Origin of the sequence: Pseudomonas libanensis, from assembly GCF_001439685.1 — a bacterium.
In the GTDB taxonomy this organism is placed as follows: domain Bacteria; phylum Pseudomonadota; class Gammaproteobacteria; order Pseudomonadales; family Pseudomonadaceae; genus Aquipseudomonas; species Aquipseudomonas libanensis.
Genome location: NZ_JYLH01000005.1, coordinates 259,078 through 285,343, shown reverse-complemented (window position 1 = coordinate 285,343; position 26,266 = coordinate 259,078). Strand labels below are relative to the sequence as shown.

Genomic DNA, 26,266 nt, shown 5'->3' with positions numbered 1-26,266 from the left:
GAGAGGGGCGACGCCGTTTGGTGCGGTAAATATAGAAGCACATAAGTGAAAGCTCCTTGATTTGAGGAACTGCCACGAACCTTCTCACAGGTTTGGGTGGCAGCTGTGCGCAGGGTGAGAAACCGGCAATCAAGGCAACCGGCGTGATGGTGGGGGGCAACTGGGGACGTGGTTTGTCCACTTGGTAGTGTTGACGGGCGAAATTAGCAAATTTGTCTCGTGGACACGCTCTTCCCTTATTCAAACTCTTTAATGAAGATGACCATCCCTTCGTTCTGCACGAATCGCTAACAGGCGCTACCCTCCAAGAGGACCAACTGTATGGCATTTACCACCCTGATACTGGACGCCCCCGGGCCGCCGTTACTGTTTGAGGAAGTCGATCGCTTTCTTGAACTGGGCCTGGGCATCACCCTCAACCTGCATTATTCCGCGGACAAAGAGCGCATTCGGCAGCACTACGGCACGCGCATTCACTATGCCGATATCAACTGCCATGACGAGCCTGGATTTATTGCCGCCGTGAGTCAGGCCGGGGGCTACAGCGTGTTCAAGACGCGCCTGAACATCCCCTTGGGCGCTGGCCTGATCCGCGCTGCCACCTCGCCGGGGTTGGCCACGCCACTGCGCGCCATTGCCCAGGCTGGCACAGGGATCAATCATATTGATCGGCTGGCGTGCGAGCAGTGTGGCGTGGCGATCCTCAACACACCGGGCTCCAACGCGGCCGCTGTTGCCGAATACGTCGTGGCCCAGGCGCTGTTTCTGTCGCGCGACCTTGATGACTACAACACCGAAACGCACAACGGCCATTGGGCAAAAGGCTCCTTGGCTCCTGCCTGCGAATACGCCGAACTGACGCTTGGGCTGGTGGGCACCGGCAGCATTGCCCGGCAGGTGGCGCGCAAGGCTGCGGCGCTGGGCATCAAGGTGATCGCCACCGGGTCCGAACGTTTTACCGAACCGGTGGCGCACAGCCTTGGGCTTGAACGACGGGCAGGTCTTGAACAGTTACTGCCCGAGGCGGATATCGTCTCGATCCACGTACCGCTCACCCCGCAGACCCGAGGCTTGTTCGGCACTGCCGAGTTCCAGCAGATGCGCCAGGGATCAATCCTCATCAATACCGCGCGCGGCGGGATCGTCGACGAACATCAGCTGGCCGCCTTCATGCGCCAGTTTCCCAGGCATATCAAAGCCGTTGCCATCGATACCTTTGCCCTTGAAAAAGACCGCTTCGACTCGCCATTGACCGCTATTGCCAATGCGCAATTGACGCCGCACATCGCTGGCAATACCACCACGGCAATCCGGACGGCGTCACGCCAGATCGTCGACAAGATCCACGCATTCAGTGCTGCCGCCACCGCGCGTTGACCCAGGCCACAAAGAAGGCCACATGATGCAAACCTCTATTGACAGAAGCCGCCGCGGGTGCGGCTTCACGCTACGGTCGCAAGATGAAACTCCACCGCGGTGCGATCTTTGCAACCGGTCGCTGCTGGATAAGGTGGGCAAAAACTAAAAAACCGATCAGTGCCTTGAAAATAATGAGCTGACTTTTGCGGGCTCACAACTCAATGCCGGATATAGAGAAGTCAGGGCATGAGTACGACCAGACTATTTGGATTTACGCCCACTAGCCGGAAACAACCCTCTGATCACCCCAAGAAACGCCGCAAACAAGTTGATTGAAGTCGCCGTAGTGATGGCAATCAATACATTGTCCGAGAACGGCGCTTTACCCGAGTAATACGTCGACCAGCCATTCCACACCAGCAGGACCCCCCAGAAAATCACCCCGCAGGCAGCGAACCAAAACGCACGCCCCGCATACTTCTTGCGCAGTTGCCGTTCGGCCTTCTGGTCTTTGAGGTTCTGGCTTCTTTCATCGTCGGTGCCCAGGGCTTGCTCGCCACCGGCCTGGGTGTCCTGGTCGGGCCCTGCCACGGGGGGCAGGGTGAGTTCCAGGTTGTCGAGTTCTTCACTCACGGATGCGGCTCTTTGGGTGAATGAGTGCTGCCATGTCTTCCCAGTCAATGGCGGAACCGTCGGCGCCCTTGAGGGCCCAGGCTGTGCCGTCCTCGTGGGAAAGGTTGGACAGTTGGGTGCCGGACCATTTGCCGTATTTGTTAATGATCCGGTCAATCAAGCGATGGGTGTAGGTATCGCTCTCAGGAACCCTCGGTGTCACGAAGACAATGTCTTCGGCGTCGGGCTTCAGGTTGCTGAGCAGCGAGGTCACCGGGCGATTACCGTAGGATTTCAACTCATGGTAAAGCGACGGGATGACCGGGCCATATTGCCAGCGGGCGAAGTGGTCATCCATAAGGGGCTGGTCCCGTTCGCGCAAATGCCAGGACTGCGTATAGAACAGCAGTTTCTGCAGCTTCATCGGGGTCAGGCCCGAAACCTTGCCTTCCTTCGCGCGTTCAATGAAGGCGTTAGCAACAGCTAGCGCTGAATAAGCCATGAGCACCTCCGTCGTTGCTGGCTAGGTGATTGACGAGTTTTATACATAGCCCCTGAATTGTCGATAAGCAAGGGAGCCTGTTCATTTGCCGCGTCTTACCTCAGGCCGCTGGGGATAATAGTGAGCATTTAACTGTTTGCATATACAGTATTTTGTTTCAGGCTAATCAGAATCGGCTGTTTAATGCATAAATATGCAAATTAGCATTTGCCAACCCCGAAAACTCCCGTCACTATCCGCGTTATGCAAAAACGCAACGTTTCTATCGTCTTAAGAGAGCTGCTGGACCGCGACCGGATCTCCCCCACGGAGCTTCACCGGCGTACCGGCGTACCTCAATCCACACTGTCCCGGATCCTCAGCGGCAAGATCGTTGATCCGTCGGATAAACACATCTCCCGCATTGCCGAGTATTTTCGCGTGAGCACCGACCAATTGCGCGGGCGCGCTGCGGTGGGTGGGTTGCGCGACGAAGGGCGCGACCCGATGCATTCGGAACTCAAGGACATAAGCCTGTGGGACGACGACACTCCCGTCAATGATGACGAGGTGTCGATCCCCTTTCTGCGCGAGGTTGAATTGGCTGCTGGATCAGGAAGATTCGTCATCGAGGAAAGCGAGAAGGCCAGCCTGCGGTTCGGCAAGCGTAGCCTGCGGCATAACGGCGTGCAGTTCGACCAGGCCAAGTGCGTGACGGTGCGCGGCAACAGCATGCTGCCGGTACTACGCGACGGCGCCACGGTTGGCGTGAATGCCGGCAAGAGCGGCATCGGCGATATCGTCGATGGTGATCTGTACGCTATCAACCACAACGGCCAACTGCGGGTCAAACAGCTCTATCGCCTGCCTTCGGGAATCCGCCTGCGCAGTTTCAACCGTGATGAGCATCCGGATGAGGACTACAGCTTCCAGGATATCCAGGATGAGCAGATCAGCATCCTCGGACATGTTTTCTGGTGGGGCATGTACGCCCGTTAACCTCCTCGCGTAAGACGAAACCCGCCCATGAGCGGGTTTTTTTTCGCCCGCAGAAAACCGCCAAACCCCTGGCCCGCAAAGCTGTAAATGCATATGTGCATTTCCATAGCAAAAATAAATGCATTTGTGCATTGACTGTATATGCATACATGCATATTCTTCACCTCAAGCCAGCCAACAAGGCCTGGTGGAGGCGGCAAGGATGCTGCCAAGGAAGACAAGGAAGGCACGCAACATCGGCAAGGACGCCATCGAAGCGATGGCAGGGATGCCAGGCAACACCGGCAAGGATGCCGACGCTCTTTAGTTTCAACGCTTCAAAAACAGGCAGCGATGAACCGGCCTTGACGGTTCAGAGGGTTGGCAACTGACCCGGGTGTGCAGCGTAAAGCACCAGAAGCAGTTATCCGGCAGACAGGGATCGTGGTCGGAAAAACATTGAGGAAAGGGCCGTACCGCGCCAGTAGCGCCGAAAGTCCGAGGACAGCATTACTGAAAAGCCCGGGCAACCGGGCTTTTTGGAATGCCTACCTAGTGAAGCATGTGTAAATGAAATATGGATTATTAATTGCTCAGCCAGGAGGCGTGACATGACAAATGAACAGCAAGCGTTAGCGGAAATGCCTATCTGGCTGGTGATTGTATTGGCCGTGATCGGCGGAGTGTCTGGAGAAATGTGGCGCGCCGACAAGGAAGGTGCCCGCGGTTGGTCGTTGATTCGTCGTCTGGCCCTGCGCTCCGGGGCCTGCATGGTCTGCGGGGTTTCGGCCCTGATGCTGTGCTACGCCGCCGGCATGTCGATCTGGACCGCCGGTGCCATTGGTTGCCTGACCGCCATGGCCGGTGCCGACGTGGCCATCGGCCTTTATGAGCGGTGGGCCGCCAGGCGTATTGGGGTCAATGACCCTCCTACCACACGCCCGGATCAACAGTGATCGGTGCGATGACCGGGTATTCGCCGCGATGAATGACAAGCCCAGACCCTGCGCGCCTGGGTCATAAATTCGCGAAAGGAGTCCCTGCATGCTCAAAGAATTCAGATGCGGCAGCTGCAATAAATTACTTGCCCGAGCAGGCAGGTGTAACGAGCTCCAGATCAAGTGTCCCCGGTGTGGGACGTTGAATCATGTGAAGGCTACGAGCCTCGAGCAATCGCCTTCGAGCGACGTGAAGCGGAATTCTCCGCAATAAATCGACCAAAAAGGTGATCAACATGTCCAGCAGTGGATTTCATATTATTCCGTTTACCCAAGACGGCAGCTCGGTGCTACCTCCCCGCAACGTCATGTTTGTTGGGCAGTATCTCGAGTCTCCGAGCAAGCAGTACAAGCTGATCTTGGAGGCCGACGCAAACCTGGTGCTTTACGACAACGGCGTGAAGATCTGGGTAGCTGATAGTACTGTGCCCTATACCTATGTGGACGATCGTCCGAATTCGGATTTGGCTAATTGTTTCTACATGCAAGGTGGGGCTTTTCTCGTTGATCACGTGCATAGCCGCACATGGATCGCCCTGACCAGCTGGATTCCAGTTAAAGAACAGAGTGGCCGACCAGATCGTACCTACCTGCAATTGCAGGATGACGGCAACATTGTCTTGATCGATGGCGTGCCGATGTGGGCTCGTTTTGGCTTTACGCCAACTGCGGCGCCTACGCCCCACGTTTTCTACCCGGATCACGGTACCGGTCCTCTACCTACCTTTCCGGCATGGAGCTGGACGTTCTAAGCCCATTTCCCACCAGCAGGAAGCCCCCCGCCGCTGTGCGGGGCGCCCCGGCTTGCCTGAAAAATGCCCATGACGGGTAACCAGGCCAGTTGCTGTAGACAACGCCCCGTCTTTCCGCACGGATCAGCAATAACCTGCAAGGACGCGACAGATGACGTTTATCGAAAAACCTTCCCAGCTTCCCATTGCCATTGGCGAGGTGCTCAAAAGCGCCTTTCCCCAATTACGTGTAGGCAATTACCAGGATTTTCAAATCACAGAGGATAAAACAGGCGTACTGATCACCGTGGAACGTAACGGCCCTGGTATCCGCTCGCTGGAGGGGCGTAAAGCTCACGCGCTGTCGATTTCACTCAAGGCCATGATCATCCAAGGTGCGCCGTTCGAGGCCTGCGATCTGGCGAGCCAGTTGATGGACCTGGTCCTGGATAACCGCTGGGGTTTGCCCCCGGAGCAGTGTGATCTACCGGCCGGTATCGTCGCCGCGCCTGGCGCACAGAGCGATGTGCCAATTGCCTACGACACCTGGACCGTGTCCTTTATCCAAACCCTCTACCTCGGCCCGCCACTGCTTGAAGACCCTGCCGGTCGACCGCTGTTCGCCTGCACCTGGGACGTCTCGAACATCGACGACCCGGATCAATACAGGCCACTGGGAGAGTAGCCCATGTTCGACGCGCTGTTACGCATGCAATTGGGACCGATCATCGAACGCCTGGCGGAAATGGAGACCCAACTCGAAGACCTTTATCGACGCGCCGAAAGCTTCTGCCGGATTGGCGTTTGCCAGCAGGTCGATGCTGCCAGCAATACCTGCAAGGTCAGTCACGGTGACTTGCTCACCCCAGCGATCCGCTTTTTCAACCCCAGTGCCGGTGCGCAAACCGAAACCCGCATCCCCACGGTGGGTGAACAATGTCTGTTGCTCAACTACGGGGGCGGGGAGGGCGGTGCGCAGTCAGTGGCACTGTTCGGTCTCAATAGTGATCGTTTTCCGCCGGTTTCCAGTGTGGCAACGCTGACACGGCGGCGCCATCAAGATGGCACCCAAAGCGACTACGACGATGCCAGTCATACCTTCAATTGGGTCAATGGCCCCACCACCTTCAGCGGCTCCCGCGAACAAGTCGACGTCAAGGTCGGCGCCACCAGCCTGACCCTCAACGCCCAGGGCATCACCCTGCAGACCGGTGGTACAAGCCTGTTGCTCGATGCCGGCGGCGCGCACTTCAGCGGCCCGGTGGTGGACCATCAGGGACGACTCATCAGCCCCCGATAAGGACATCCCATGCTCGGAATCGAGAGGAACACCGGGGCAGCCGTCGACGACTGGCTGCAATTTGTGCAGCGCGCCACCCGAGCGCTGACCACCCCCGTGGGCACTCGGCAAAAGCGTCCGTTGTACGGCTCGCTGATCCCGCAGTTGCTCGGGCAAAACCTCGGTGATGACCTGCTGATCCTCGCCCAAAGCCACGCCGCCCAGGCGTTCTACAACACCCACAACGGCATCGGCGATTTTGACCCCCAGGTCATCGTCGCCACCCGCCAAGGCGCCGGCCTGTTGCTGCGGTTTGCCGGCACTTGGAAAAACCGCCAACAATCCTTCGAGGTCGTGACATGAGCATGCTGATCCCCGGCCAGAACCAACTGGCGGAACCGGCCATCATCAAGGTGGATGAGTTCGAACCGTTGCTGGCCGAGTTCAAGGCGTTCGTCATCGACTACGTTGCCAGCCGAGCGCCGCAAAGCGCGGCCAAACTCAAGGTCAGCCTCGACAATGAAAGCGAGCTGCTGACCCTGGCCCTGGAAGCGTTTTGCGTGCGCCTGCAAACCCACGAGCGCAAATACAACGCCCGTATCAAGCAGATGCTCGCGTGGTGGGCCACCGGCAGCAACCTGGATGCGCGCCTGGCCGATATGGGCCTGGAGCGCCAAGTGCTCGACCCTGGCGACCCGGCAGCTTTCCCGCCGGTGCCGCCGACCCTGGAAAGCGATGACGACGCCCGTCTGCGTTACTACCTGGCGCCCCATGCTCCGGCGGCCGGCTCGCGGATGCAGTATCGCCGCGAAGTCTTCACCCTTGGCGAGCGCCCTGCGGTGAAAGTGCAGAGCGCGACACCTGGCGTGGTGAGCGTCATCTACACTTTCGATCCGGATGGTTATGCGGCCCAGGTCAAGGACGGCAACGCTCGACGTACCGCACCAGGCGAAGTCATGGTTACCATACTTTCCAGAGAGGGCGACGGTACGCCATCTGCCGACTTGCTTGACGGTGTACGTCGACATTTCGCACGGCCGGACGTCCGGCCGGAAACCGACCTTGTCACCGTCCAAGGTGCACAGATTCAACCTTATAAAATTCGCGTGGTGGCCAAGATCAACGCCGGCCCGGACTCCGGGTTGACCCAAGTGGCCGCGCAGAAGCTGTTGCAAGACTACGCAGAGTCCTGCCATCGCCTGGAAGGGCGGGTTGACCCCAGCTGGATCGACTACGCCATCCACAGCGCTGGCGCTGCGCAACTGCACATCCTTGAACCGTTGGCACCGATTGTCAGCACCGCGTTCCAGGCCCCGTATTGCACGGGTGTCGAGGTGGAGGTGCGCACGCTATGAGTGAACCTAAAGCGAGTTTGTTGCCGGCCAACAGTTCACCGCTGGAAAAGGCTTTGGACCTGGGCTTCGGCACATTGCTTGAACGTGTCACGCCGCCGTTTCCAGCGCTGATGAATCCACTTCAAACCCCAAGCGAATTCCTCCCTTACCTGGCCGCCGACCGCGGCGTCAGCGAATGGGATGCCGAGGCCAGCGAGGCGGAAAAGCGCCTGACCGTGGCGTTGTCCTGGCAGATCCAACGCCAGGCCGGTACGCCCAAGGCGCTGAGTCATGCGGTGGAGTCATTGGGTTTTACCCCCAACATCAGCGCCTGGTATCAGCAGCGCCCCTTGGGTGTGCCTTATACCTTCGACGTACAGGCGATCATCGGGCGCAGTTGGTCCAGCGGCGATCACAACCGGCTGATCCGGCGTATCAATGCGGCCAAGAGTGAGCGCGATCAGGCGACGATTACCATCGTGCATGAAACCGAAGGTCAGCTTGCGCTCACGCAAGTCCTCGACGCTCCTTTAAGCGATGGGGAGTTCTGCCTGAACGGAGCGCTGCCGGAACTGGCGCTGGTTGCCCGGCTCAACAGTGCCGGGGTTGCCCAGCACTACACCATTAACGACTACGACCTCAGGGCGCAGCCATGACAGATGAAATCACGCGCCTGGTGCGCTTCACCTCCAAGGGTTTGGATGAAGTGCTGCAGGCAAAGAACCAGGGCCTCAAAGGCGAAATCACCCACATCGGCGCCGGCACCGGCCGCTACAACCCCGACGGCAGCGAAGTGGCCTTGCGTGACGAGCGCCAACGGGTGGCTATCGTCGATTACGAAGACCTGGGCGAGCGTCAACTCAGGATGGCCGCGCTGTTTGATGGCGACGGTGAGTATGAGATTGGCGAGTTCGGGTTTTACCTCGCCAGTGGGACTTTGCTGGCGGTGTATTCCGTGGCGGGGAAGTTGCTGACGTATAAAGCGGCGGCGGCGCGGGTGCTGCAGAAGTTTACGCTGGATGTTTCGCCATTGCCGGCGGATAGCGTGACGATTGTGGTGGGGAGTGAGAATTTGAATTTGTTGTTGGCTGAGGAAATCGCAATCATAGCGGCGGCTTCGGTTGGTAATATGTCTCGCCACCTTGATTTGATGTTTCGGGTCATGCGTCTCGAAGCGAAGTAATTGCACTTACAAAAGTGCTGGAAAGACTAATTGACAGGGAGTTGATGATGGGGATTGAAACGACTATCACTAAAGTTGTGGATGCTTGTAATAAGCTGACGGAAACGGTTACTAACCAAATTGGTAAAATTGATGCGCGAGTAGACGCGGCGTCGAGTCAGTTCACGGCGTGGCGTAATAGTGTACAGGCCAAAGATATTAATGGCCGTGCTCTCTACAGGCAGGATATTGACCTTACTGGTTTGTCTACAGATGTACTTTATCCTGTGTGGTGGACCATGCCCGGGAACGACGCGGGTGAAACCGAAATCACTATCTCTCGTATATTTTCCCGAGATAGCGAAAAGGCACCCTTTGGCGAAGGTATTTACCATATCGCTGGCTTGAACTTGCAACTCGAGGGTGTCGGATTCCTATGGAACGGTGATGCTAATTTTCTAGCTATCAAGCGTGTGTCCCAAACCTACCGTGAAACGGTACGAGGTGTTTCGTTTGGTATGATTTGTACTGCTCGTGCCGTAACTGGGCTCAAACCCATGTATTTGGGGTTGGTTGCTGGTCAACTAACAAATGCGCCTCAGTTTTCTGGAATGTACCTGAGGGGCGGCCTGAGTTACACCATCACGAAAACGTTTGATTATCCTGTGAATTACAGCAAGTTAGACACTGAAGTGGTCATGAAGGATGATGTTAATGCCGATTGGGAAGTTCGTTGGGCAGTGAAACCTTATACCTTGGCTCAGGCTGATGCTGCACTCGGGAAGACCCTTGAAGAGAAGCGCCTGGCCTATTCCCACGATAACGACCTTCGCTATACCGCGAAGGTTTAAGGACCGGACATATGAATTTGTTTATCGAAAAATTGGTTACCCCTGCAGGTGACTCGTTGATTAACGTACCCGCCAATGCGCAGACCCTTAAAGGTTTGGGTTTTAGTGATGAGGCCGCCCAGACTCTGATTGAGAACGCCACTTCCGCTGCTATGCTCGCTAGCACCATTGCTGCGCGCCGCTCTGCCTACGTCAGCGAAGCCGACCCGATGTACCTGGAATGGCAATTCGATGGTACGGCTGAGAAGGAGAAAGAATGGCGAGCCAAAGTAGCCGAAATCAAGGCGCGGTTCCCTTTGCCGGAAGATAAGTAATCACCCCACCGCGAAAGCGGTTTTTTTTCGCCCCTCAAAAGCCCCTCCCGCAGGGCTTTTGCATTTCCCACCCGGAGATTTCCACCCATGCCCACCCGCCAAACCTACACCGTCCTCATTCCATTCCCCATCGGCAATGGCCATTGGTCCACCGCCGGCGAAGAGCTGGAACTGCTCGACGTCGAAGCATCCGCCCTGCGCACCGCTGGCCGCCTGGAACTGACCAGCGTCCTCAACTCCACCCCCAAGAAGGCTGATTAATCATGGCTGAGGTTTTGAACTTCGAGCACAACGGCATCACTGTGAATGCCACTGAATCCCCCGAGGCCATGGGCGGCCTTGGCGATAACGTGATCGGCCTGGTCGGCACTGCGCCGAATGCCCACGCGTCGATTCCGAAAAACGCGCCGTTCCGTATCAACAGCTTCACCACCCAGGCGTTGCTGGACCCTACCGGCACTGAGTCGGGCACCTTGTTCCAGGCCGTGTACCAGATCCTCAAAGTGGTCAAGGTGCCGGTCTATGTGGTCATCGTCGAAGAAGGCGCCACCCCGGCCGATACGATCAATAATGTGATCGGCGGCAACGACCCGGTCACCGGCCGCAAGCTCGGCCTGGCGGCCCTGAGCAGCGTCCCGGAAGACCTGACCATCATCGGCGCCCCAGGCTTTACCGGCACCAAGGCCGTGGCCGGTGAGTTCGCCTCCTTCGGCAAGCGCATCAAGGCCCGCGTGGTACTGGATGGCAAGGACGCTTCGGTGGCCGATCAAGTGACCTACAGCGGCGAGCTGGGCGGTGCCGACCTTGGTTTCGACCGTTGCCTGCTGGTACACAACATGCCGTCGGTGTACTCCAAGGCCGCGAAGAAAAACGTATTCCTGTCGCCATCCTCGCTGGCCATCGCCGCATTGGCCAAGGTCAAGCAGTGGGAAAGCCCGGGCAACCAGGTGACCTTCGCTGAGGACGTTTCCCGCGTCGTCGAGTACAACATCCTCGACACCTCCACCGAAGGCGACCTGCTCAACCGCTATGGCGTGAGCTACTACGCCCGCACTGTTCTCGGCGGTTTCTCGCTGCTGGGCAACCGTTCCATCACCGGCAAGTTCATCAGCTACGTCGGCCTGGAAGATGCCATCAGTCGCAAGCTGGTCAAGGCCGGCCAGAAAGCCATGGCCAAGAACCTCACCAAGTCCTTCATGGACCAGGAGGTCAAGCGCATCAACGACTGGCTGCAAACCCTGGTGGCCGACGAGACCATCCCCGGCGGCAGCGTGTACCTGCATCCGGAACTGAACAGCGTCGAGAAGTACAAGAACGGTACCTGGTTCATCGTTATCGACTACGGCCGCTACGCGCCGAACGAACACATGGTTTATCAACTCAACGCCCGCGATGAAATCATCGAGCAGTTCCTGGAGGACGTTCTCTAATGTTTACCAACCGAGTCAGACAGGCCATTGCGGCCACCCTTCAAGGCCTGCCGTTGTCCGCAACCGTGGAAGAGTTCACCCCGCCGAAGATCGAGTTCGACATGGAAGCCATGTCCGGCGGGCGTTTCATCGCCGAAGAAATGGCCAAGAGCGGCAAGGTGCTCAATGCCACCTTGGTCCTCCAAGGTGCCGGCCCGGAAATCATGCTGGCCCTGGGCGTGCGCATGGGTGACGACATCCTGCTGAATGTGCGGGAAGCCGGCCAGGACCAGGACGGCAAGACCTACTTCACCTACCACACCGTCGGCGGCAAGCTCAAATCCCTGGAGGAGGCGAAGCTGAAGATGGGCGACAAGGCGCTCACCACGCTGGAACTGTCCTGCCGTACCTACAACCGTCTGGAAAATGGCATTTCGGTGATCGACATCGACGTGCGCACCCAGAAGTTCGTGCTCAACGGCGTCGACATTCTTGGCGATGCGCGCCGCGCCGTGCTCATGCCGTAAGGATAACTGCAATCCAAGAGGGCACGGTCAATGTGGGAGCCGGGCTTGCCCGCGATGCAGGCGACTCGGTGTGTCTGGAGCACCGAGTTGATGCTATCGCAGGCAAGCCAGCTCCCACAGGGACCGTGCTCAGATTTGGATTTCCGTGCTTTTCAATACCGTTCATCAAGGAACTGCCCCATGGCCTGGATGCCACCGTTGCACCTCCTGCTGGCCCCGATCACCGCCGATACCGGCGCAACGATCCAGCAGGTTCAACTCAAACCGTTGTTCTACGCCGCGCAAAAAGACGCGCTGGCCCGGGCCGGTGATGACGAGGACGACCAGTTCTTTGAACTGGCGAAACTCGCCACCGGCCTGTCGGAAAAAGAGCTCGATCAACTCAAGCGCCCGGACTACGTGAGCATTGCCCAGTACGTACATGAGATGTCGACGCGCCCTGCGTCGTTCTTCCTGAACGCACAGGACGCGACACCCCACGACCAACCCATCCAGTTGCTATTGCCCCTGGACGCAGCCGGCCGAACCCTGACCGAACTGCCCCTGGAAATGCCCGCCCTGCGCGCCACCAAAGTGATGAAAAAGCTTGCCACCAATAAAGAGCGCGCCGAGTTCATCACCGCCCATTGCACCGGCCTGATGATCCCTGACCTGGCCGGTTTGACCGTGCCCGACTGGACGGAACTGCAGGAGCGCATCGACGATTTTTTAAATCAACCGGCGGACTTCTTTCGCAGCGCGACATCGACGTAATCCTCGATGTGGTGCCGCTGATCTACTCGGTCAATGAGGCGGAGATCCTCGACTGGGACGCCGGAAAAGCATTGCGCCGCTACGACATTGCGATCACTCGCCTTGGCGTTAAACAGGAGTAAGCGGGATGCAGGACAAGTATTCGCTCGCATATGCCATGGTCAAGGATGGCCAGGGTGTATTCAGCAACGCAGGCGGCGCAAAGGGTGCCGATAGTGTTAACCCGGGCCCGTTGGCATCTGAAAGTCATGCAGAGGCGGCTCCATTGTCCTCGATGGGCCTGGAGCTGACCAATGCCGGCTTGCAACTCCAGGGTCTTTCGCTGTCCCTGGGGTTACTGCGCGATAGTGTGGACGCGCTGCAAGCCTCCTTGCCGCAGCTTAAGGCGATGGGCATTGAACCGTCCAAAATCGAAAAACGCAGCGATCAGACGACAACCACCGAAGTTACGTCGAGCACATCGCAAGAACTGCGGCTGATCCGTGAAGCCATGACGCTGCGCGAGGTAAAGAGCCTCGATCCGGTCGCGGCCTTTCAACAATCGTTTGCTGCGCCAGCCATCAAGGAAAAAACCATAGCGCAGCTGCGCGAGGCGTCCTCAAAAAGTGAGGAGCGGCTCTCCACGACGCTCAAGCCAGCACCGGTACTCTGGGAAGACCTGTGGCTTCAAAAAAAGACCGACGTGATGGACGGTGCCAATGCCTGGGCCAGCACATCGCCAGCAGCCGCTACCACTGTGAAAACCGCTGAGGCGGTGATTCTGCCGGTGTTTTCACCTGTGGTGACCGGCTTTTTCTCAGGTTTGGGAGACACGATCAAAAGTCGGGTGACGAGCAATGTGGTCGACGTGACGCTGGGCAAACTGCCTGGAGTGGTTGGCAAACTGTTCAAGAGCGACGGCTTTAAAAAGGATCAGTCATGCTGCTGCGCCACTGCAACCCAAGCCTCACTGAGCAGTCGCCGCTCCAGTCGCAGAGGCTCTGCTGCCAAGAAAAAGGGTAGCAATAGGCCCAAGTCGCAGAAAAACCAGAAGGCGCGCAACGCGCAGAAGAAACAGGCGTCTGTGGCGAGGCCGGCGATTACAAAGCGGGCACCTGTGAAAAACGCTGGCGTGATGTCGACGCTGCGCAGTCTGTCTGAGCGCTTCATCAAGCCCTTATCCCCGGCGCAGTCCAACGGTTTCCATGCCGGAGCACCCGTGCAAGGTTTGCAGCCGCGTGGTGCCCAGGCCAATAACCGAACGACTCACACTGATCTGCGTCATTCGATCCCAAGTAGAGCCCCGGGGCTGATTGAAGCCTTGGAACGCAGGGGCCTGCCCCTGCCTTCCGAAGCTCGCGCAACGACCCAGCCACACTCACAGACCGTCAGTCATGAGCGTTCAGTCATGCCCGTGGTGACTCCCTCGCCAAAAGTACCGGCTTCGGGGCTGTTGGGTGTGATGAGTAAGCTGGAGTCTGCCGGCGCCCGCCGTCTTGGCCCGCTGAAGTATGTCGACACCGCCGTTGACGTGGTCCAGGGCGTACGCAATGGCGACGCCAAGGCCGTCGGTGCTGGCCTTAGCACCGCAGGCGGCGCCTGGGCGGGAGCATCCGCCGGCGCCGCGCTCGGCACCCTGGTTTTCCCTGGTATCGGCACCGCAGTCGGCGGCGCCATCGGTGGTTTGCTGGGCAGCGAAGCAGGCAGTTGGCTCGGTGACAAATTGTTCAGCTCAAATGATCGCTTGCCCGCGCCCAATGCACTAAGCAAGGAGCTCAACAGTGCCCGCACCGACAACGTCCAGGTCACGATAGCGCCGAGTATCCAGATCACCGGCGTCAACCCTGCCGATGCCCAGCAGGTCGTCAACCAGGTGATCCAGGCCCTGCAATTTCAATGCATGCCCATGGTCACCGATTCCCTTGGCATCCGGCGCAACGCGGCACTGGCCGATCCTCCAGGAGGTGATTGATGCGACAACAAATGGTACTCGGCGACTTTATCTTTGGTTTGTCCCGAGGCTTTGCCTATTCGTCGTTGATCCGCAACAGCGACGGCGGCTGGAGTGACCTGGCGATTATTGCCAGCAAACCCCAGTCGCGGCAGAACGGCCAGAAGCTGGAAAAGCTCACGTTCAGCGGTACAGCCATGTACGCCACCGGTATGCAGCGCCTGGACGAACTGCGCGCGTTGCAAAATGCGCGGGCGCCTTTGCCGTTGGTCGATGGCATCGGCCGTAATTGGGGCCTGTGGCGGATCAATTCGGTGGTGGAAACCCAAAGCAACGTGATCGATGACGGCACCGCCATGGTCATGGCCTGGACCCTGGAACTGGAGGAATTCGTCAATGCGTAGAGTGCGAAGTATCGCCGGTGATTCGGTCAACCTGTTGCTCTACCGCGAGCTGGGGCGTTGCGATGATACGGCGGAAGAAACCCTCTGGCGCTTGAACCCTGAACTGGCTGAATACGGTCCGGTATTGCCGGCCGGCGTATGGGTGATCGTGCCTGAGATGCAAGCCAGGCCGGCGGCCGTGCGCCCCGTGCTGGCGTGGGATTAAGGAGGCTGCATGGCACAGGGATTTACCCCGATCGTAGAGTTCTACGGCGCCAACGCGGCGCTGCTCAATCAACGCCTGATGCACTGGAGCCACACCGACGCTGCCGGTATCCAGACTGACCGCCTGGAATTGACCCTCAATATCGAAGGGCTGGAGGGGCTGCCCAGCCTGAGTGGCAAGATCGGCCTGCGCGTCGGTTACCAGGAAACCGGTTTGGTGGAAAAAGGCGAGTTTGTCGTCACCCAACGAACCCCAGTGTTGTTTCCGATGCGCCTGATGATCGTGGCCACGGCCGCGCCCTTCAGTGAGGTGGATAAGAGCGGGTACCGCCAGCGCCGCTCCGCCAGCCACGGGCCGACGACATTGGGGGCATTGTTTCGCCAACTGGTCAGCCGCCATGGTTTTTCACCGCGAGTGGCACCGACGCTGGACGGCATTGCGATTGCGCACATCGACCAGTCCAATGAAAGCGACATGGCCTTCATCACTCGCCTGGCCAAGCGCTACAACGCGGTCACCAAGCCGTTCAACGAACTCTATGTACTGGCCGAGGCGGGGCAGGCCAAATCACTCTCCGGTCAGCTATTGCCGCCAGTGAAATTATCGGTGACCGAGGACAACCGGCCCGGTGAGCACGCCTTCATTACCGCCAAGCTCGACGAAAAAGCCCGCTCCAAATACATGGGCAGCCGCGTCAGCTGGTGGGACGCCGCCGCCGGCAAGCAGCGCGTGGTCCAAGTAGGGATTGCCCCATTCAAAACCTTGCGTCAGCGCTGCCAGAACGAAGCCGAAGCCCGTGCCGTGGCCGAAGGCGAACTGCGGCGGGTGGGCCGTGAAGGTTTGAAATTACAGATCGATTGCCCTGGTAACCCATTGCTTGCTGCCGAAGGCTTGCTGGTGCTGGATGAAACCTGGCCTTCGTATATGCAGGGGCGTTGGTCGATTATCCAAGTGACCCACGTTGGCGACCCGGCGACGGGGTATCGCAGTTCGATCATGGCCGGTGGGTTGGCGTCTTGATCGTCACCGCTGCGCATTGTTGACGCTCCCCACCCCCTGCCTACCTGACGTGATACAGGAATCAAGATGCCTATGAACGACGAAGAATTGGCCGCGATCAACCGCTTGATCGCCGCCCTGCAAACCCAGACTGATGGCCAACTGGCGCTCAACGCGGCCATTCGACTCTTGGCCCAGAGCAACCAGGCATTGGTCGACCTGATCAAGAGCCGAGAACCGGACCCGAATGTACCGCCTTACCTGGATGGTAAACCGGCGCCCTGATCGCGGCTCGACCTGCCTAGTACCCAGCAACACAGCCGTTGCACCCCACAGCCCGCCTTCGCGGGTTTTTTATTGTTCATGGAGAACACTCGATGTCGATTCTTACTCAAGGTACCCAGATTTTTGCCCTCGTCCCGCCGGCCTCCGGCACCGGGCCCTACACCGTGCTGGAAATCGAGCACGCCACTTCATTCGAACCGGGCGGCGCGCCGGCCGAGCAGATTGAAGACACCAGCCTCAATGCCGAAGAGCGCAGCTACAAGAAAGGTTTGCGCACTCCAGGCACTGCGAGCTTGGGCCTGAATGCCGACCCGACCAACGCCAGCCATATCCGCCTGCACCAGCTGTCTGAAGCCAAGGGCGATACCGGTGTGAAGTGGGCGGTGGGCTGGTCCGACGGCAAGGACGTGCTACCTACCCTGAACGCCAAGGGCGATGGCTTTGAACTGCCGGCAACCCGTACCTGGTTCACTTTCGACGGCTACGTGTCGGACTTCCCGTTCAACTTTGCACTGAACGCCGTCGTAACCACCACCGTCACTATCCAACGCACCGGCGCCAGCGCCTGGATCAAGAAAGCCTGAGAGACGCCATGAACCTCAAACAACTGAAAGCCAAGGGCGGCATCGTCGATGGCCAACCGGTGAAGAAAGAGATCAGCTGGACGCATCTGGACAGCAAAACCGGCAAGGAAGTCACCGACACCTTCACGTTGCACATCCGCCGCCAGTCGTTCGGCGTGATCGAGCGTCTGTTCAGCCAGGGCGAGTCGACACAGAGCCGCAATGCAAGCTACCTCGCGGCCTCAGTGTCGCTGGGTGCCGAGGGTGATGAAGCCCTGAGTTACGACGATGCCTTCGGGCTTGAGCCGTCATTGGGGTTTGTGATCCTCAATGCAGTCAATGAGGTCAATGGCACTCAAGGTGGCGGCGCAAAGAGCTGACGGTCGCCGATGAGTTCTGGCACGAACTGGTGCTGAACGGAGTGGGTGGCCGCACGATCGCCGAAGCCAAAGAACGCATGACCTACCACGAAGCCCTGGCCTGGGGACGCTATATCGACCGATATGGTTCCCTGCACGCCGGTAGGCGGCTGGAGGCGGGCAGCGCGTTGGTGGCGCTGCAGACCCACCGGTTGGGCGGCGGCACGGCCGAGCTGATTGATTTCATGCCCCATGAGCTGCGCCGGGGTGTGTCGCTCGAACGTGCGATGAACGAGTGGCGTTAAGGACGACGCCACTTTCCTTGAAACCCGTTTCGGCGGGTTTTATCCATGACCCGGAGAAACCTATGGCAACTGCTTCCCAGGGTAATCTGACGCTCAACCTCGGCAGCCTGGAGCAGGCCCTGGCGAAGGCGTCACGGATTACCGAAAACAGCATGCGCGAGATGCAGCAGAAGATCGAGTATGCCAGTAAAAAGGTCAGCGCCTCTGCCGCAGCGGCGCTACAGGTCACGTCCGGCCAGTTCAAGGCCTTTCAAAAGGCCTATGATCCGGCCACGGACGCGGCGGAAAATTTTATTCAAAAAAATGCGCAACTGGTGCAAGTGCTCAAGCAGAGCCAGAGTGCGCAGAATGATTTTGTGGGTGCGCTGGAGGCGCAGTCCAATTACACCGAGCGGGCGGGGCTGAAGTTTCCAACGGGTGGGCCGTATGGGGATGCAGCTTCATCGGATCAGGAGGGGATGGCTCTTCTGAGTGAAGAAAAAACTGGGCAGGTTAAAAGTAATTTCGCCGATATGACCCAGCTGCTCGATGATTGGCGCGAAGGCGCCAGTGCCGCGTTCAAAGAGTATTCTACTAGCGCAGGTACGGCAGCCGAGCAATCGAAGGCGGTGTTCGCCAGTGCTTTTGAAAAGATGGACGCCGCGGTCCTGACGTTTGCGACTACGGGGAAGTTCAACTTCTCTGACTTTGCCACCTCGGTACTTAAAGACATGGCGGCGATGGCTGCCAAAACGGCGGCCTCTAGTGCCCTGAAGTCGTTGTTCAGTTTGGCCGGCTCGGCCATCACCAGTTGGTTGAGCCCTTCTGTTCCAGCAGGTTCAGTGCTGGGGCCAAGCGGGTATCAAAATGAACTCAATGTCTCCGGCATTAAGTATGCCAATGGGGGGGTATTCACCAACTCCATTGCGACCAGCCCCACACTGGCCCCCATGGCCCTCTTCGGCGAAGCCGGCCCCGAAGCCATCATGCCTCTGAGCCGAGGTTCCGACGGCTCCCTCGGCGTACGCGCTTTAGGCGGCGGCCCGTCGGGCACTACCTGCAGCAACCAGGTGGTAATCCAGCAAACCATCAACGTCGCCGACGGCCAGGGCTCAGGCACCGACACCAACGCCCAGAACGTCGCCCGCGCCTATGCCGGCTCAGCCCGCCAGGGTGCTGCTGAACAGATCGCCCGCGACCTCAAGCCGGGCGGGCAAATCTGGTCGGCGATCAACGGCCGCTGACCACCAACGGCTTACGCCTGGAGATAACATGAGCACAGAAATATTCACTTGGGTGCCCAAGGTGGAACCCGTCGGCAGCGTCGAGTTTCGCCTCAAGTCGGCCAAGTTCGGCGACGGCTACCAGCAAACGGCTGCGGATGGGATCAACAACAAGACCCAGTCCTGGCCACTGACCTTCGTGGGTGACGAAGCGCGGATCAAAGCGATTGTCGCTTTTTTCGATCGCCATGCCGGTGCCAAGGCGTTCAACTGGACCGCACCCCTGGCAGAACCTGCGTTGTATCGCTGCAGGGGTTACCAGCCTACGCCCATGGGCGCCGGGCTCTACTCCCTGACCGCGACGTTCGAGCAAGCCTTCCACCCCTAGCGCCGCCTGTGGCGCCTACACCCCGCCACAGTGCGGGGTTTTCTTTGCCCGGAGAATCATATGTCCATCACTGCAGATATCCAGACCCTGGAGCCCGGGGCCTGGGTGGAGCTTTTCGAGCTCGATGCCACCACCCTGGGTGCCGAGTTGTACCGGTTTCACGGTTACCCTCAGGAGTCATCGATCTTCTGGCAGGGCCACGAGTATTCACCTTGGCCGATCCAGGCCGAGGGTTTTGAAATGTCGGGGCAGGGCACCCAACCGACGCCAACGCTGGCCGTAGGTAACGTCGGTGGTTTCATCACGGCGTTGGTGTTGTATTTCGAGGACCTGGTCGGCGCTCGGCTGATCCGTCACCGCACCTTGGCCAAGTACCTCGACGGCCAGCCCGAAGCGGACCCGGAAGAGGAACTGCCGCCGGACATCTGGTATGTCGAGCGCAAAGTCGCGGAAAGCAGCGAGACGGTGAAGTTCGAACTGGCCAGCGCGCTGGACTTCAATGGCGTGCAACTGCCCCGTCGGCAGATCGTCGCCAACGTGTGTTGGTGGCTCAGCTGCGGCGGTTACCGCGGCCCCTATTGCGGCTACAACGGCGGCCCGGTGGCGGATGCCAATGACGTGATCGTCACGGATGCGGCCAAGGATAAATGCGGTGGGCGGCTGACCAGCTGCAAGCTGCGTTTCGGCGAAAACAACCCATTACCCTACGGTTCATTTCCGGCTGCGGGCCTGTTGCGGAGCTGAATATGAACAAGACCAACCTGGCGGCGATTGCCCGGCACGCCGTGGCCGACTACCCCCATGAGTGCTGCGGCCTGATGATTCGCGAAGGGCGTAAGCGTGTGTATGTGCCGTGTCGCAATACGGCGAGCACGCCCAGCGAACACTTTCGCCTGGCACCCGAGGACTATGCCGCCGCCGAAGAGCGTGGCGAAATTCTCGCGGTGGTGCACAGCCATCCAGATTGCCCGGCGACGCCCAGTGAAGCGGACCGCGTGGCGTGCGAAGCCTCAGGGTTGCCTTGGCACATTGTCGAAGTGCGCAAGGGGGACGACGGGCAGGTGTGTACCGGTGAATGGGCCAGTTGCACGCCGAATGGCTACCAGGCGCCCTTGATCGGTCGCGCTTTCGCCCACGGCGTGCATGACTGCCTGAGCATCATCCTCGACTACTACCGCCGCGAGTTGGGCATCGAGCTCGGCGACTATCAACGCGAAGACGGCTGGTGGGACAAGGGCGGCAATCTCTACCTGGACAACCTGCCGGCCGCCGGCTTTGTGCAGGTCAGCCAACTGCAACAGGGCGATATCGTGCTGATGCAGATCCGTGCGCCAGTGCCCAATCATGCCGCGATTTACCTGGCTGATGGGGTGCTGCAAAGCGAACCCGAACATTACCCCGCGCCCGGCTCGATCCTGCACCACTTGTATGGCCGCGATAGCAAACGCGACATCTACGGCGGCTATTGGGGCGAGGTGACGGTGAGCTATTGGCGACATGGCCTGCGGGCCAAACACTAACCACATCGGCGGTTCATTCGCCTGGAGGATGCCATGCATCATGAAAAAGTCCGGACGGTGCGCCTCTACGGCAGCCTGGGCGCCAGCTTCGGCCGAGTGCATCGGCTGGCGGTGAGGAACGCCTCGGAAGCGATTCACGCGCTGTGCATCCTGGTGCCCGGGTTCGAGCGTTTCCTGATGGAGTCCAAGGACCGTGGCGTGACCTACTCGATTTTCCTGGGCCGCGACAATATCGGCCAGGACCGGCTCAACGCACCTTCCGGAACCTCGGACATCCGCATCGCCCCGGTGCTGATGGGCAGCAAGCGCGCAGGGTCGATGCAAACCATTATCGGGGTCGCACTGATTGTCGCGGCGTCATATTTCTCTGGTGGCCTCGCCGCTTCCGGTGGTTCTTCGACCTTGATCGGCGCTTCATCCACCACCGGCTGGACCTTCGCCGCGAGCATGGGGATCTCCATGGCCATGGGCGGGGTCATGCAGTTGATGTCGCCGATGCCCAAGGGGCTGAGCACCATGGACCGCCCGGATAACCGCTCCAGCTACAGTTTCAACGGCCCGGTCAACACCAGCATCCAGGGCGGCCCGGTGGGCTTGCTGTATGGCGAGCTGACGGTGGGCAGTGCGGTGGTCAGTGCGGGTATCTATGCGCAGGATCAGCTCTAGCCAACGTTTCGAAGATGATCAGGAGAGTGCTCATGGGATTGGCAGTCGAACAACATACGATGCGAACGGTGCTGCTATCAGGCTCGCTCGCCAGGCTTTTCGGTCGAGAACATCGCGTGACCACCGCGGGTGGTTTCAAGGATGTAATGGGCTACTTCAAACAGTTTCCTGGCTTTGAGCGCTACATGCTGCAGAGCGCTGATAAAGGTTTGCGCTTTGCCGTATTCAACGGCAAGCGCAACATCGCCGAAGACGATATTCAAAAGCCCCTTGGCAAGGACGTGATCCGCATCGCGCCGGTATTGACCGGCTCCAAGCGCGCAGGCGGGTTGCAGACCATTATCGGTGCGGTATTGATCGCGGTGGCGTATTACAACCCGTTTGGTTTCCTGACGGGGCCGGCTGCCAGCATGATGTTGATGGCGGGGGCGTCCATGGCGATGGGCGGTGTCATGCAGATGTTATCACCGCCCCCCAAAGGGCTTGGTGCCCAGGACAGTCCTAATAACCGCCCGAGCTACAGCTTCAACGGCCCGGTCAACACCAACGCCCAGGGCAATCCGGTCGGCTTGCTCTACGGCGAGTTGGTCGTCGGCAGTGCTGTGATCAGTGCCGGCATCTACGCCCAGGACCAACTCTAACCGTCCTCCTTTTCACCCAGCCCGCCGAGTGCGGGCTTTATTTCGCCTGAAGGAAAGCCATGACTGACCTCACTCTCGCTGGCAGCAAAGGCGGCGCGTCCAAGCCCCGTCCCTCCGTGGAGGCGCCAGACAGCCTGCAAAGTACGGCCTATGCCCGTATCCTCGATCTCGTCAGCGAAGGCGAGATTGTCGGTTTGAAAAACGATAAGCGCTCGGTGTTTCTCGACGAGACTCCGCTGGCCAACGCCGATGGCAGCCTCAATTTCAGTGGCGTGACCCTCGATACACGCAACGGCAGCCAGGATCAGACGCACATCCCAGGCTTCCCTGCCGTGGAAAACGAAAGCCCGGTGTCCGTCGAGCTGCGTAGCGATCAGCCTTGGACCAAGTCCTATTCCAACCTGCAACTGTCGGCGGTGCGGGTTCGCCTGGCTGTCACGCGGTTGTCGCAGACCAACACCAGCAACGGCGACACCAACGGCTACACGGTGCAATACGCTATTGATCTATCCACCGATGGCGGCGCCTTCGTGCAGGTACTGGCGGCAGCCTTCAGCGGTAAAACCACCACCAAGTACGAACGTTCCCACCGTGTTGACTTGCCTCCTGCGAAGGTGAGTTGGACCCTGCGTCTGCGCCGGATCACACCGAACTCCACCAGTGGCGCGATCGCCGATACCACCACCGTGGAGTCGTCCACCGAGGTGATCGACGCCAAGCTGCGCTACCCGGGCTCGGCGTTGATCGGCCTGCAATTCGATGCCGCGCAATTCCAGTCGATCCCCTCGCGCTCTTTCGAACTGCGTGGGCGAATCATCAAGGTGCCGAGTAACTACGACGCGCAAACCCGCACCTACAGCGGCGTGTGGGACGGCACGTTCAAATCCGCCTGGACCGACAACCCGGCCTGGATCTACTACGACCTGCTGTTGCACCAACGCTACGGCCTCGGCCACCTGCTCAACGCCGGCCAAGTGGATAAGTGGGAGCTGTACCGCATCGGCCAGTATTGCGACCAGCCAGTGTCCGACGGCAAGGGCGGCACCGAACCGCGCTTCACCTGCAACCTGTACCTGTCGGTGCGCGCCGATGCCCTGAAGGTGCTGCAGGACCTGGCGACCACCTTCCGCGGCATGGCCTATTGGGGCGCGGGTTCGGTGATGGCAGTAGCAGATATGCCGGAAGACCCGGTCTACACCTACTCCAACGCCAACGTGATCGGTGGCCAGTTCATCTACGGCGGGTCGGCGAAAAAGACCCGCTACACCGTCGCCCTGGTCAGCTGGAATGATCCGACGGATTTCTATCGCCAGAAGGTGCAGTACGTCGATGACGCCGAAGGCATCGCGCGCTACGGCATCCAGCAAACCGAAATCAGTGCCACCGGTTGCACGTCCCAGGCGCAGGCCCAACGCATCGGCAAATGGGCCTTGCTGACCAACCGCCTGGAAACCGAAAGCGTGACCTTCGCGGTCGGCCTCGACGGCACCCTGGCGCGCCCCGGCCAGATCATCCGCGTAGCCGACAACGACCGCGCCGGCCGCCGAATTGGCGGGCGCCTGCGTGCTGCCACACTCGACACCCTGACCCTGGATGCCGAAGTCACCGCAACTGCCGGCGACACCATCACCCTGGTGATGCCCAACGGCAAGGCGGTGTCCAGGGAGGTCAAATCCGTCAGCGCCGCAGGTGCGGACGGGCAGTTGGTTGTGTTGCAAACCAAGCTCGACGAACTGCCCCCGGCCCAATCGATCTGGGCCATCGACTCCGCGACCCTGGCTTTGCAACAGTTCCGCGTACTGTCGATCTCCGAAGATTTTTCGGATGACGAAATCAAATACAGCCTCAGCGCGGTCAAGCATGTACCGAGCAAATTTGCCGCTATTGACAACGGCGCGAAAATCGACAGCCCACCGATCAGCGTGATTCCGCCGAGCGTGCAAGCGGCCCCGACCGGCGTGACGGTCAGCAATGACCACTTCGTCGAGCAAGGCAGTGCGGTCAATGTCATGACCATCGACTGGCAACGTCCGGCGCATGCGATTGCCTTCGAGGTCTACTGGCGTAGAAACGACGGCGAGTGGATCTACGCCGGGCGTACCGGCGGGACTTCGATTGAAGTTTCCGGGATCTACGCTGGACGCTACGTAGCCAAGGTGCGGGCGATCAACGCCTTGGATATTGGCTCGTTGTATAGCGAGTCGGTTGAGACCGTGCTCAACGGCAAGACCACCTTGCCGCCGACGGTGGCTGCGCTGACGACAGAGTCGTTGGTATTTGCGATCAAGCTGAAATGGCAGATTCCGCAGGGGATGAGCACGGCGGATTTGCAGCGTACGGAGGTTTGGTATGGGAAGACTGCCGACCTGGCGTTGGCGACTAAGCTGGGGGATTACGCCTATCCGCAGACCGATTTGACCATGATGGGGCTGGCGGCCGGGACGTCGTTGTTCTTCTGGGCGCGCTTGGTGGATCGCACGGGCAATATCGGGCCGTGGTTTCCGACGGGGTCTGGCGTACTGGGGCAAAGCAGTTCGGATGCCTCGCCGATCCTGGATCTGATCGCTGGAAAAATTGGTGAGACGCAGCTGGGTAAGCACCTGTTGGACCGCATCGAGCTGATTGACGGTGTGGGCGTGGGCTCGGTCAATGAACGTCTGGACAAGACGCGCAAGGATCTTGAAGGGCTGGTGGATCAGGTAACGGATGCATTGCTGTTTGATTCGGCCAAGGCATATGCCAGTGGTGAGTTTGTGCGGTTGGGCAATCACCTTTACCAAGCTGTTGCTTCGGTGCCTGCTGGAAATACACCACCGAATACAACGTATTGGTTGGACATCGGCACGCTTGTGCAAACCACCGCGGCACTGGCTGCACACATACAGCAGAACTCGGCGGCAATTGCTCAGCATGGCAGCGACATCAACGCTCAGGCCCAGCAACTGAATGCTGTGAAGGTCACGGTTGATGATCCGGTCACGGGTGTAAGCGCTACAGCGAATGGGTTGAACACCTTGAAGGCTACCGTGACCACGCTAGATGGCAAGGTCACCACCACTGCAGAACGGGTTGATGGCATCTCCTTGCAGGTTAACCCTTCTATGCAGGGTGACGAAGCTGGGTGGCAGGGTTCCGAACAGCAGAGCGTCGGCGTCTGGTCGATTCAGTCGGCGATTATCGAGGGCGACCTGATCCAGGGGCAACGCACGGACGTATTGGAAGTAAAACATGCTGCGACTACAGCGGCTGTTCAGTCTGAACAGACTGCGCGGATCAGTGCCGACGGGGTATTGGGTAGCAGGATCGACACTGTCATGGTGCAAGCCGATGCTAACAAGGCGGCTGTTCAGTCTGAGCAGACGGCTCGTATCAATGCTGATGGGGCGCTTGGGAGCAGGATTGATACTGTCACGGCACAAAGCGCCGCCAATAAAGCGGCTGTTCAGAACGAGATCAACGCACGGACAAGCGGCGACCAGGCTCTGGGCCAACGTATCGACACAGTCCAAACCACGGTGGGTGGTCACACAGTGGCTATCCAGACCAACTCAACAGCCATTCAAACCGTTGACGGTAAGGTCTCGGCCAACTGGTCCGTGCGCATGCAGTACGACGCGGGCAAAGGGCAATATTCCTATGCCGGTATCGGGCTCGGGTTGGAAAACGGGCCGGGTGGGTTGGAGAGTCAATTCATCATCAGTGCTGATCGGTTTGCAGTAGGACAGAAGAATCAATTCCCGTTTGTTATTCAGGACGGGCAGACGATTATTGCTGATGCCTTTATTGGGAATGGAACTATTACCAATGCCAAGATCGGTAATTACATTCAATCTAATAATTATAAGGAGGCGGAGCGAGGTTGGAGGTTGTTCTTCGATGGTACATTCGAAATCAACGGCTCGGCGCCAGGAGCAGGAAGAATGCTGATGAATAATCGAGCGATAAAAGTGTTTGATTCGGTTGGTACCCTTAGGGTTCAAATGGGAGATTTGAGTGCATGAGTTTTGGACT

The 26,266-nt window shown here is 59.0% G+C and carries 34 protein-coding genes; 32 read left to right on the top strand and 2 right to left on the bottom strand.

Annotated features, from left to right (window positions below; genetic code table 11):
- The first annotated feature begins 321 nt into the window (after positions 1–321).
- Positions 322–1,377 carry an NAD(P)-dependent oxidoreductase gene (locus TU73_RS10665; protein ID WP_057012143.1) on the top strand — a complete coding sequence of 352 codons (1,056 nt, stop codon included), beginning with the start codon at positions 322–324 and terminating at the stop codon, positions 1,375–1,377.
- A 243-nt stretch (positions 1,378–1,620) separates the two neighbouring features.
- Here the strand turns inward: TU73_RS10665 and TU73_RS10660 are convergent, their stop codons facing one another.
- Both TU73_RS10660 and TU73_RS10655 read right to left on the bottom strand, forming a co-directional pair.
- A complete protein-coding gene (locus TU73_RS10660; protein WP_057012142.1) occupies positions 1,621–1,992 on the bottom strand; it encodes a hypothetical protein in 372 nt (123 codons plus the stop codon).
- Positions 1,985–2,473: a Panacea domain-containing protein gene (locus TU73_RS10655; protein WP_032877518.1), complete on the bottom strand. Its 489-nt coding sequence runs from the start codon at positions 2,471–2,473 to the stop codon at positions 1,985–1,987. Before TU73_RS10655 ends, TU73_RS10660 begins: the two co-directional genes overlap by 8 nt.
- 234 nt (positions 2,474–2,707) lie before the next feature.
- Between TU73_RS10655 and TU73_RS10650 the strand changes: the two genes are divergently transcribed.
- From TU73_RS10650 to TU73_RS10510, 31 genes are all read left to right on the top strand, one after another.
- Positions 2,708–3,451, top strand: coding sequence for a LexA family transcriptional regulator (locus tag TU73_RS10650; protein WP_173668907.1), 744 nt, complete (start codon positions 2,708–2,710; stop codon positions 3,449–3,451).
- Positions 3,452–4,041: 590 nt separating this feature from the next.
- Positions 4,042–4,386 carry a phage holin family protein gene (locus TU73_RS10645; protein WP_057012141.1) on the top strand — a complete coding sequence of 115 codons (345 nt, stop codon included), beginning with the start codon at positions 4,042–4,044 and terminating at the stop codon, positions 4,384–4,386.
- Positions 4,387–4,474: 88 nt separating this feature from the next.
- Positions 4,475–4,642, top strand: coding sequence for a Com family DNA-binding transcriptional regulator (locus tag TU73_RS28225; RefSeq protein WP_082642573.1), 168 nt, complete (start codon positions 4,475–4,477; stop codon positions 4,640–4,642).
- Positions 4,643–4,664: 22 nt separating this feature from the next.
- Complete coding sequence (locus tag TU73_RS10640; RefSeq protein ID WP_057012140.1) at positions 4,665–5,180, top strand: hypothetical protein; 516 nt, start codon at positions 4,665–4,667, stop codon at positions 5,178–5,180.
- A gap of 151 nt (positions 5,181–5,331) precedes the next feature.
- Positions 5,332–5,844, top strand: a complete 513-nt coding sequence (locus TU73_RS10635) for a hypothetical protein (RefSeq protein ID WP_057012139.1) — start codon at positions 5,332–5,334, stop codon at positions 5,842–5,844.
- 3 nt (positions 5,845–5,847) lie between these two features.
- The gene (locus TU73_RS10630; protein ID WP_057012138.1) at positions 5,848–6,459 is read left to right on the top strand and encodes a phage baseplate assembly protein V; all 612 of its coding nucleotides are present in this window, start codon (positions 5,848–5,850) and stop codon (positions 6,457–6,459) included.
- Positions 6,460–6,468: 9 nt separating this feature from the next.
- Complete coding sequence (locus tag TU73_RS10625; RefSeq protein ID WP_057012137.1) at positions 6,469–6,801, top strand: hypothetical protein; 333 nt, start codon at positions 6,469–6,471, stop codon at positions 6,799–6,801.
- On the top strand, positions 6,798–7,793 hold the full coding sequence (locus TU73_RS10620) for a baseplate J/gp47 family protein (protein ID WP_057012136.1): 996 nt from the start codon (positions 6,798–6,800) through the stop codon (positions 7,791–7,793). The genes TU73_RS10625 and TU73_RS10620 overlap by 4 nt, the downstream gene beginning before the upstream one ends.
- Positions 7,790–8,428: a phage tail protein I gene (locus TU73_RS10615; protein ID WP_057012135.1), complete on the top strand. Its 639-nt coding sequence runs from the start codon at positions 7,790–7,792 to the stop codon at positions 8,426–8,428. Before TU73_RS10620 ends, TU73_RS10615 begins: the two co-directional genes overlap by 4 nt.
- The gene (locus TU73_RS10610) at positions 8,425–8,955 is read left to right on the top strand and encodes a hypothetical protein (protein WP_057012134.1); all 531 of its coding nucleotides are present in this window, start codon (positions 8,425–8,427) and stop codon (positions 8,953–8,955) included. The genes TU73_RS10615 and TU73_RS10610 overlap by 4 nt, the downstream gene beginning before the upstream one ends.
- Before the next feature lie 47 nt (positions 8,956–9,002).
- The gene (locus tag TU73_RS10605; protein WP_057012133.1) at positions 9,003–9,785 is read left to right on the top strand and encodes a hypothetical protein; all 783 of its coding nucleotides are present in this window, start codon (positions 9,003–9,005) and stop codon (positions 9,783–9,785) included.
- An 11-nt stretch (positions 9,786–9,796) separates the two neighbouring features.
- Entirely contained in the window at positions 9,797–10,099 is a 303-nt protein-coding gene (locus tag TU73_RS10600; protein ID WP_057012132.1) for a hypothetical protein, read from the top strand.
- 87 nt (positions 10,100–10,186) lie between these two features.
- Positions 10,187–10,360, top strand: a complete 174-nt coding sequence (locus tag TU73_RS29145; protein ID WP_164484513.1) for a hypothetical protein — start codon at positions 10,187–10,189, stop codon at positions 10,358–10,360.
- Between the two features lie 2 nt (positions 10,361–10,362).
- Complete coding sequence (locus TU73_RS10595; RefSeq protein ID WP_057012131.1) at positions 10,363–11,529, top strand: phage tail sheath protein; 1,167 nt, start codon at positions 10,363–10,365, stop codon at positions 11,527–11,529.
- Entirely contained in the window at positions 11,529–12,035 is a 507-nt protein-coding gene (locus TU73_RS10590; protein WP_057012130.1) for a phage major tail tube protein, read from the top strand. Before TU73_RS10595 ends, TU73_RS10590 begins: the two co-directional genes overlap by 1 nt.
- Before the next feature lie 180 nt (positions 12,036–12,215).
- Positions 12,216–12,788 (top strand): phage tail assembly protein, encoded by a 573-nt coding sequence (locus tag TU73_RS10585; RefSeq protein WP_057012129.1) that lies wholly within the window; start codon positions 12,216–12,218, stop codon positions 12,786–12,788.
- Between the two features lie 127 nt (positions 12,789–12,915).
- A complete protein-coding gene (locus tag TU73_RS10580) occupies positions 12,916–14,739 on the top strand; it encodes a hypothetical protein (RefSeq protein WP_057012128.1) in 1,824 nt (607 codons plus the stop codon).
- Positions 14,739–15,122 carry a phage tail protein gene (locus TU73_RS10575; RefSeq protein ID WP_057012127.1) on the top strand — a complete coding sequence of 128 codons (384 nt, stop codon included), beginning with the start codon at positions 14,739–14,741 and terminating at the stop codon, positions 15,120–15,122. The genes TU73_RS10580 and TU73_RS10575 overlap by 1 nt, the downstream gene beginning before the upstream one ends.
- Positions 15,115–15,327: a tail protein X gene (locus TU73_RS10570; RefSeq protein WP_057012126.1), complete on the top strand. Its 213-nt coding sequence runs from the start codon at positions 15,115–15,117 to the stop codon at positions 15,325–15,327. The genes TU73_RS10575 and TU73_RS10570 overlap by 8 nt, the downstream gene beginning before the upstream one ends.
- Positions 15,328–15,336: 9 nt before the next feature.
- Entirely contained in the window at positions 15,337–16,347 is a 1,011-nt protein-coding gene (locus TU73_RS10565) for a contractile injection system protein, VgrG/Pvc8 family (protein WP_057012125.1), read from the top strand.
- Between the two features lie 66 nt (positions 16,348–16,413).
- Complete coding sequence (locus TU73_RS10560) at positions 16,414–16,611, top strand: hypothetical protein (protein WP_231984815.1); 198 nt, start codon at positions 16,414–16,416, stop codon at positions 16,609–16,611.
- Between the two features lie 92 nt (positions 16,612–16,703).
- A complete protein-coding gene (locus TU73_RS10555; protein WP_043048863.1) occupies positions 16,704–17,195 on the top strand; it encodes a phage tail tube protein in 492 nt (163 codons plus the stop codon).
- An 8-nt stretch (positions 17,196–17,203) separates the two neighbouring features.
- Positions 17,204–17,554 (top strand): phage tail assembly chaperone family protein, TAC, encoded by a 351-nt coding sequence (locus TU73_RS10550; RefSeq protein ID WP_057012123.1) that lies wholly within the window; start codon positions 17,204–17,206, stop codon positions 17,552–17,554.
- A 77-nt stretch (positions 17,555–17,631) separates the two neighbouring features.
- Entirely contained in the window at positions 17,632–17,838 is a 207-nt protein-coding gene (locus tag TU73_RS10545; RefSeq protein ID WP_173668906.1) for a hypothetical protein, read from the top strand.
- 62 nt (positions 17,839–17,900) lie between these two features.
- Positions 17,901–19,061, top strand: a complete 1,161-nt coding sequence (locus TU73_RS10540) for a phage tail tape measure C-terminal domain-containing protein (protein ID WP_057012122.1) — start codon at positions 17,901–17,903, stop codon at positions 19,059–19,061.
- A 28-nt stretch (positions 19,062–19,089) separates the two neighbouring features.
- Complete coding sequence (locus TU73_RS10535) at positions 19,090–19,428, top strand: phage tail protein (RefSeq protein WP_057012121.1); 339 nt, start codon at positions 19,090–19,092, stop codon at positions 19,426–19,428.
- A gap of 60 nt (positions 19,429–19,488) precedes the next feature.
- Complete coding sequence (locus TU73_RS10530) at positions 19,489–20,172, top strand: phage minor tail protein L (RefSeq protein ID WP_057012120.1); 684 nt, start codon at positions 19,489–19,491, stop codon at positions 20,170–20,172.
- Positions 20,173–20,174: 2 nt separating this feature from the next.
- The gene (locus TU73_RS10525) at positions 20,175–20,948 is read left to right on the top strand and encodes a C40 family peptidase (RefSeq protein WP_057012119.1); all 774 of its coding nucleotides are present in this window, start codon (positions 20,175–20,177) and stop codon (positions 20,946–20,948) included.
- A 33-nt stretch (positions 20,949–20,981) separates the two neighbouring features.
- Entirely contained in the window at positions 20,982–21,614 is a 633-nt protein-coding gene (locus TU73_RS10520; RefSeq protein WP_057012118.1) for a tail assembly protein, read from the top strand.
- Between the two features lie 32 nt (positions 21,615–21,646).
- Positions 21,647–22,255, top strand: coding sequence for a tail assembly protein (locus TU73_RS10515; RefSeq protein WP_043048875.1), 609 nt, complete (start codon positions 21,647–21,649; stop codon positions 22,253–22,255).
- Positions 22,256–22,314: 59 nt separating this feature from the next.
- Positions 22,315–26,256: a TipJ family phage tail tip protein gene (locus tag TU73_RS10510; protein WP_057012117.1), complete on the top strand. Its 3,942-nt coding sequence runs from the start codon at positions 22,315–22,317 to the stop codon at positions 26,254–26,256.
- Positions 26,257–26,266: the final 10 nt, after the last annotated feature.